Source organism: Kineosporia sp. A_224 (assembly GCF_002198655.1).
Classification (GTDB): domain Bacteria; phylum Actinomycetota; class Actinomycetes; order Actinomycetales; family Kineosporiaceae; genus R-H-3.
This window is the reverse complement of record NZ_MWLN01000022.1, coordinates 1-5,117: the sequence shown is the minus strand read 5'-3', so window position 1 is coordinate 5,117 and position 5,117 is coordinate 1. Positions and strand designations below refer to the sequence as shown.

Annotated in this window: 3 protein-coding genes and 1 pseudogene; 1 reads left to right on the top strand and 3 read right to left on the bottom strand. The window is 75.3% G+C overall.

Translation table 11 applies throughout. The features are described 5' to 3' along the window. From EDJALFJO_RS00500 to EDJALFJO_RS00490, 3 genes are all read right to left on the bottom strand, one after another. The coding region (locus tag EDJALFJO_RS00500; protein WP_198949871.1) for a plastocyanin/azurin family copper-binding protein at positions 1-829 on the bottom strand (829 nt) is incomplete at its 3' end. Positions 830-861: 32 nt separating this feature from the next. Then, positions 862-2,898: an NrfD/PsrC family molybdoenzyme membrane anchor subunit gene (nrfD, locus tag EDJALFJO_RS00495; protein WP_143448202.1), complete on the bottom strand. Its 2,037-nt coding sequence runs from the start codon at positions 2,896-2,898 to the stop codon at positions 862-864. After that, on the bottom strand, positions 2,898-3,761 hold the full coding sequence (locus tag EDJALFJO_RS00490) for a 4Fe-4S dicluster domain-containing protein (RefSeq protein ID WP_158220241.1): 864 nt from the start codon (positions 3,759-3,761) through the stop codon (positions 2,898-2,900). Before EDJALFJO_RS00490 ends, nrfD begins: the two co-directional genes overlap by 1 nt. Positions 3,762-4,116: 355 nt before the next feature. On the opposite strand from EDJALFJO_RS00490, the pseudogene EDJALFJO_RS00485 reads away from it, so the two are divergent. Next, a pseudogene (locus EDJALFJO_RS00485) lies at positions 4,117-5,117 on the top strand (hypothetical protein); the annotation flags it as partial.

Genomic DNA, 5,117 nt, shown 5'->3' with positions numbered 1-5,117 from the left:
CTGCACCGGCCCCCGCACCGGCCCCGGCACCCGCCCCGGCACCGGAGCCGGCACCTGCTCCACCTCCACCGCCGCCCGCCGCCGGCGGCGGGGCGCTCCCCGACGCGGTCGGGACGACGACCGTCCCGTTCATCCCGCCGTGGAAGGTGCAGAAGTAGCCGTAGCTGCCTGCCTTGGTGAAGGTGAACGAGAACTTCTGGCCCGGCTGCATCGTCGCGCTGCGGAAGGCACCGGAGGTCGAGGTCACGTTGTGCGGCATCGAGTCGTTGTTCGTCCACGTCACCGTGCCGCCCGGTGCGACCGTCACGGAGACCGGGCTGAAGGCCTTGTTGGCCATGGAGACCGTGGCCGTCTTCGGCGCGGCGGGAGCGCCGCCGCCACCGCCGCCACCGCCCCCGCCGGAGCCGCCGCCCGGTGCCGACATCGACACCGTCACCGACCCGGTGAGGGTCTTGTTCCGCTCGTCGGTGTAGGCGTAGGACCCGAGGGTGTCGAACGTGTACGACCACGAGCCGGTGAAGTTCCCGGAGTCGAACTCGACCGGGCCGGTCCGGCTGCGCACGCGGTGCTCGCCGCCGTCGCTCTCCCACGTGACCGTCGTCCCCGGCAGGACGGTGAGGTCGGCGCTGGACAGCGTCGCACCGATCTTCACCGTCCGCGTCGCCGAGGCGGCCGGCCCGGCCACCCCGACGAGCAGGGCGAGCAGCCCGCTCACGAGGACGAGCAGGGCGCAGGTCGCCGCGGCGAGGTGCCGGGTGGACGTGGCCGGCAGGGCGCCGGTCCGCTCCCCCCGTCGGGGGCCGGTGGTCCGGCTGGTCTGGGTGGTCATGGTCGCTCCCTGGTGGAGGTGCACGAACGGGGTCAGGCGGACTGGGTGGTGGGCCGGCCGGCGGTGGCGGGCTCGGTGGCGGGCACCCGGCGGACGACGCGGCGGCGGCTCACGAGGAGCACCCGCGCGACGGTCGTGAGGAGGGTGACCCAGACCGCGCCGACGACCGCGAACAGCACGGTCGGCGTCACGGCGCCGACCCCCTCGAGCGGCTTCGGCGCCGCCGGGGTGTAGGCGGAGACGGCTGCGGTGACGTCGACGTCGACGCTGCGCTCGAGCGGGGTGTCGCCCACCTGCGCGGCGTACGAGGCCGTGAACTCGGTCGGGCCGGCCTGGGTCGGCCGGTAGCCGCCGGAGTGCGCGCCGTCGAGGACCATCTCGGCCACGCCCTTGGTCACCGGCACGCTGCCGAGCGGGACCGCGCGCGGGCCGAAGACCGTCGTCATGACCGAGAACGTCACCGTGCCCCCGGCGGCCGGTGCGCCCTTGGCGTCCTTCACGGACACCGTGAGGTGGACGAGGCCGTCGGTCTGCGTCCCGGCGAGCTCGATGCGCGGGCCCTTCGGCGCCTGCGCCGCCTGCGCGGGCGCCGCCCGCCCGACGCCGAGGACCCCGAAGGCGCCGGCGAGCACGAGGACGGCGAGACCGGCGCCGACGGTGCGGGCCGCCGGGGCCGTCGCCCGCCCGTCGCCCGCGGCGCGCAGCGCGGCCAGGGCCTGCGTGAGCGTGCGCCGCTCCTCGAGCTCCACCTCCTCGATCTCGTCGACCGAGAGGATCGGCACGACCCGGAACATGAGCATGAGCAGCAAGGGCACCGCCGCGACGGCGGCCAGCGTGATGCAGGCCCGCACCCAGGTGAGGTGGTAGGCGCCGTGCCCGCCGGTGACGACGTCGTAGTTCGCCGGGGTCACGACCATGAGGTAGCGCTTGAGCCAGAGCATCGGGACGACGAAGCTCGCCGCCACGACCATGCCGGCCGTCGTCCGGGTGGCCGGGATCGCGACGAGCAGCAGCGGGATCACCGCGCCGCCGACGACGAAGAGCCAGAACCAGCCGGCCATCCGGCCGACGAGCAGGTCCGCCAGGACGGTGCCCACGGCGTTCTCCCCGACGTAGGCGCCCGGCAGGATGTCGGCGAACGTGAAGTAGACGTACCCGGCGCCGAGGGCGGCCATGAGGAACCCGAGCCGGACGAAGTGCCGCGGCGTGATCCACTGCTGCAGGCCGTACCCGGAGCGGAACCCGGCGACGACGAGGATGACCAGGGCGACGCCGGAGTAGAGCGCCGCGACGACGAACTGCGGGGCCCAGATGCTCTCGTGCCACCAGGGCCGCGAGGTCGTCGCGAACGCCCAGGCGAGCACCGAGTGCACCGAGACCGCCAGCGGGATGATCATCACCGAGACCAGCGTGAGGGCCTTGGCGAGGACGTGGTGCTGGCGCGGGGCACCCGTCCAGCCGCGCGCGATCCGGCGGTACAGCGCCGTCCGGAACCGGCCGAGCCGGCCGTCGTCCGCCGCGAGCAGCGCCGCGCTGTCCGGGACCAGCGGCATCGCGAAGAAGGCGACCGAGGCGAAGCCGTACGTGGAGACGGCGATGAAGTCCCAGAAGACGGGGGCGCTGGTGTTCGGGTGCGTCACGAGCTCGTAGAGCCGGACCGGGTTGCCGATGTGCGGCACGATGAGGGCCATCCCGACGAGGACGGTGCAGACCGCGGCCCCCTCGGCGATCCGGGTCAGCGGCGCCCGCCACGTGGCCCCGGTGAGGCGCAGCACCGCGGAGACGACGGCGCCGCCGTAGCTCACCCCGATGAGGGCGATGACGTCCGCGATGTCGGCGGCCCAGAAGGCCTGGTCGTTGAAGCCGGCCGCGCCCATCCCCTGGCGGAGCTGGACGGTCCAGGCGTAGACGCCGAGGGCGACCACGGCGGACAGGACGAGGACGACGGTCCACCAGCCGGTCCCGGGCCGGCGCAGGGCCCGCAGGCAGGTGGCGCGCACGGTCTCGGTCGCCGCAGCGGGGTTCGTCGCGGCTGCGTTCGTCACGGCGGCGTTCGTCACGGCGGACATCACGCCCCCTGCAGCTTCTGGCCGTGGCCGAGGATGTACCAGACGCGCGGGTGGGTCCCGAGCTCCTCCTTGAACCGGACGGCGTCGTTGTCGGCGAGGAACTGCGAGAGGACGACGCTGGCGCCTTGCGTGTTCACCGCGACGTCCGCGACGAGGTCGCCGACCCACAGCACGCCCATCGGGCACGCCTCGACGCACGCGGGCAGCTCGCCGAGCGGCAGCCGGTCGGCGCACAGCACGCACTTGCCGACGGTGCCGCGCTTCGCGACCGGCATCTGCGGGGTGTTGGGCATCCCGAGATCGACCGGCGGCCTCGGCTCGCGCCAGTTGAAGTAGCGCGCCTCGTAGGGGCAGGCCGCCATGCAGGCCCGGGAGCCGACGCACGTGTCGGTGTCGACGAGGACGAGGCCCTCGTCGGTGCGGATCGTCGCGCCGACCGGGCACACCTTGAGGCACGGCGGGTCCTCGCACATCATGCAGGGCCGTGGCATGTGGAACGTCCCGCCGCGCTCGTCCTCCATCTCGAAGACCTGGATCCAGGTCTGCTCGGGGCGCAGCGAGTGCCGCTTCTGGCAGGCTTTCGTGCAGGACTTGCAGCCGTCGCAGTAGCGCAGGTCGATGACCATGCACCAGGCGTGCTCCGCCTGCGCCGCAACGGGTCCGGCGCTGTCGTCGGCAGCCGCCGGCGTCGCGCCGTGGTCCGTGTGGCCGGCCGGGGCGGGGGTCGTCGTCGCCGCGTCCGCCCGGTAGGCGACGAGCGGGACGGCGGCGCCGCCGAGCGCGGCGGCTGCGGCGAACGCCGCGAGCACCGTGCGGCGGTCGGGGCCGTCCCGCAGGTCCGGGACAGCGGTCGTGGTGGGCATCTGCGGCCTCCTCGGTGGACCGGCCTCGGGGCGGAGGCCGGGGGTCCAGATGACAGGGAGGTCATCACGAGGGGGTCCACAGGTCGGGGGGACCTGAGTCCCAAGTTGAAAGTGCAACGGCATCGCCGTATTGCCCTTTGGTACACCTACCAGGACGTAGGGCCCGGCACCGCGGCGGTCGGCACGCCGGGGGTTCCCGGCAGGACCAACGACCCCCGGGGAAGTAGTTGAAGGGTTGATAGACCGGTCCGTGAAGGGAGGCCCCGCCGGGCGAAGGCGGGGCGTCCGACGCGGAGCCGGGCGAGGCGACGCACCCCCGTACCGAGGCGGACGCGTTGCGTCCCAGGAGGTTCCCGTGCCCGGCCAGCCCTGTGTCCGTGTCGTCCACCGACGGCCGCTGCGCCACGTCGTCGTGGCCGCCCTGCTCGCCGTGCCCGTCACGGTCGCCCTGACGTCACCGTCGGGCGCCTCGGACGGCGGCTCCTCGTCCTCGACGACCCGGCCGCCGTCGTCCTCGGCATCGAAGTCGGCGTCCAAGTCGGCGAGCGAGTCGGCGAAGTCGGCGTCGGCGTCCTCGTCCAAGGCCTCCTCGTCGAGGTCGTCCACGTCGGGCGGCGGGCACGGCTCCTCGACGACGACCCGCCCCGCGGCGCGGACGACGACCGCCCCGGCGCCCGCGCAGCCGACCGGCCGCTCGGCCCGGGCCGGCACGACGCCCCGGGCGAAGGGCACCGCCGCACGGACCGGTCGCGCCGGCGGGGGCGGGGGCGGTGGCGCGGCACCGGCCGGGCCCGGCGTAGCTGCCAGGAACGGCGGCGGGACGGCGGCCGGCGCCTGGACCGGCGACGGCACGACGGCGGCCGACGTCCGGGCGCTCGAGACCGAGCTCGCCCGCCTCGACGCACGGATCCGGTCCGCCCGCAGCGAGCTCGAGGCGGCGCGGGCCCGGCTCGAGAAGGCCGCCCTCGTCGCCGGCAAGGCGCTCGAGGACGCGAGCGTCGCGGCCCTCGCCCTGCGCGACGCCGACCTCGCCGCGGCCCGGGAACGGGCCCGGCTCGCGGACACCGAGGCCGCGCTCGCCGCGGCCCGCGGGCAGATCGGCCGGCAGGCCCGGCAGATGTACGTGGACGGCGTGGCCGTCACCGACGACGCGACGCTGCCCGACACCGGGACCGCTGCCGCCGAGACCGCGGTCTCCCGGCACCGCGCGACCCTGGCGCAGCTCGAGACCGCGGTCGCCCGGACGACGGACAAGGCCCGCTCCACGCGGGACCGGCTCACCGGCGCCCGGGCCTCGCTCGCGGCGCAGCGCCGGGCCGAGCGCGGGCGGGCGTCCGCCGCCTACCCGAACGGGGG

What these genes read in the sequence shown, in the direction of transcription:
- nrfD (WP_143448202.1), bottom strand. Translation starts at nt 2,898, where the DNA reads ATGTCCGCCGTGACGAACGCCGCCGTGACGAACGCAGCCGCGACGAAC.
- EDJALFJO_RS00490 (WP_158220241.1), bottom strand. Translation starts at nt 3,761, where the DNA reads ATGCCCACCACGACCGCTGTCCCGGACCTGCGGGACGGCCCCGACCGC.